This window comes from Arsenophonus sp. ENCA, assembly GCF_002287155.1.
GTDB lineage: Bacteria > Pseudomonadota > Gammaproteobacteria > Enterobacterales > Enterobacteriaceae > Arsenophonus > Arsenophonus nilaparvatae.
The window spans coordinates 1-1,883 of sequence record NZ_NHNG01000057.1; the positions used below are offsets into that span (position 1 = coordinate 1).

At 41.6% G+C, this 1,883-nt stretch carries 3 protein-coding genes and 2 pseudogenes; all 5 read left to right on the forward strand.

Going from position 1 to position 1,883, the window contains the following annotated elements; genetic code table 11:
• Positions 1–126 (forward strand): annotated as a pseudogene (locus CBG25_RS01615) (IS5/IS1182 family transposase); the annotation flags it as partial.
• A 147-nt stretch (positions 127–273) separates the two neighbouring features.
• Positions 274–759 carry an Rpn family recombination-promoting nuclease/putative transposase gene (locus CBG25_RS01620; RefSeq protein ID WP_290604052.1) on the forward strand — a complete coding sequence of 162 codons (486 nt, stop codon included), beginning with the start codon at positions 274–276 and terminating at the stop codon, positions 757–759.
• 75 nt (positions 760–834) lie between these two features.
• Complete coding sequence (locus CBG25_RS01625; RefSeq protein ID WP_290604054.1) at positions 835–1,035, forward strand: hypothetical protein; 201 nt, start codon at positions 835–837, stop codon at positions 1,033–1,035.
• A 4-nt stretch (positions 1,036–1,039) separates the two neighbouring features.
• Positions 1,040–1,513, forward strand: coding sequence for a ProQ/FINO family protein (locus CBG25_RS01630; protein ID WP_290604056.1), 474 nt, complete (start codon positions 1,040–1,042; stop codon positions 1,511–1,513).
• 193 nt (positions 1,514–1,706) lie between these two features.
• Positions 1,707–1,883 (forward strand): annotated as a pseudogene (locus CBG25_RS01635) (transposase zinc-binding domain-containing protein); the annotation flags it as partial.

Consider the following 1,883-nt stretch of genomic DNA (forward strand, 5'->3'; position numbering starts at 1 on the left):
ATGGGTAGAAAACTGATCCGCACCATTGGACAGGTGCGCGCTAATTTTGCCATGACGATGATGGCAGCATGTTACAACCTAAAGCGGTTGGCGTACTTCCAGAGCGCGTGCATCGTGGCTTTCTGACGCCCAGAATGGGTCAAATGGCCCTAGCCAGGGCAATGTGCGATAGAATCAGTAGCGTGATAATCAAAAAAAATCTAATTATTTAGAATGAAAGCCAAGGGTTAATTGAAAATCTTGAGTTTTTCGAGGTGCCCTATCGATAGTGAGATGAAAAATTACCAGAGTGATATCCTGTATTCAGTCAGCACTACGAAAGGAAAGGGTTATTTTTATCTCCTGATTGAGCACCAGTCTACACCGGATAAGCTCATGGCATGGCGATTGATGCGCTATAGCATGGCTGCTATGCAGAAACATCTAGAAGCTGGACACAAGCAATTACCGTTGGTTTTCCCAATGCTCTTCTATTGTGGTGAACAAAGTCCTCATCCCTATAGTACGAATTGGTTTGACTGTTTTCCTGACAGGAAACTCGCCGAACGTATTTATACCAATCCCTTTCAATTAGCTGATGTCACCATCTTGGATGATGGTGATATTATGAAACATAAGCGAATGGCTTTATTGGAGCTCATCCAAAAACACATTCGCCGACGGGATATGACAGAGCTTATGAATGAAATTGTTACGCTGTTGTCGTATAATTATTATACCGATAATCAGGTTATCACTATGTTTAACTATCTCATTTAAGAAGGTAATTCAGAGCAACCAGCAAAGTTAATCAAAGAGATAGCTAAAAAATCAGAGAAACATGAGGGGGCACTGATGAACATCGCTCAAGGTATACGGGAAGAAGGTAAAATTGAAGGAATTCAAGAAGGGATTCAAATTGGTGAACAAACTGGCGAAAAAAAGGCATCGATGAAGATAGCGCGCCAAATGCTGGAAAGTGGCATGGACAGGCAATCTGTGATGAAATTTACGGGTTTGACTGATACTGAAATGAGCACCCTATTTAAAGATTAAACTTATGACGGAACGCCAGAAATTAACTCTCAATCACCCTAGAAAGGCTTCACAAGAAGAACAGACCTCAAGTACCCCTGTTTACCGTAAAAAGGTATGGGTGAATGCTGCGCCCAAAAAACAGGCAAAAAAACCGAAGCCCCAAAAGGTAGTAAAACAACAGCCCAAGAAGCTGGTTGAAAAACCTAAACAGGCAGTGAAGGTTAAAATTCCAAAACCACCCATACCACCTAAAAAGCGATTGCCGTTGGATGAGGCCATCTCACAGATAACTACTTTTTGGCCTAATTTATTTCCTGAAAATCAATTGAGACCCATGAAAATTGGCGTCCAGCAAGATATGTGGCAAGAAGTGAAGGAAAAGGACTTACCGATAGCGAGAAGGCGTTTAAGAGCCTGTCTAGGCAGTATTTGTCATCATGCTGATTATCGCGCTCTTATCGAGGCTGTCGCAAAAGAGGTAGTATCATGTTTTTAATGATTTCAATATTTTGATTTTAAAGAAAAAATTAAATTATTTTTATTGTAAATACCCCTTTTGCGACAGCCTCTAAAGAGGCTGTCGCAAAAGAGGTAGTATCATGTTTTTAATGATTTCAATATTTTGATTTTAAAGAAAAAATTAAATTATTTTTATTGTAAATACCCCTTTTGCGACAGCCTCTAAAGGTCGGGGATGCCCGAGCTGCGGCAAAAAGGCCACCGATATCTGGATCGCCACTATGATGGCGCGTCTTCCTGACGTTCCCTTTCAACATGGCACCTTCACGATGCCTGATGCCCTGTGGCCGTTATTTGAGAACAACCGTTGGTTGCTAGGCCACCTGTTCGCCCTCGCTGCTGATAAT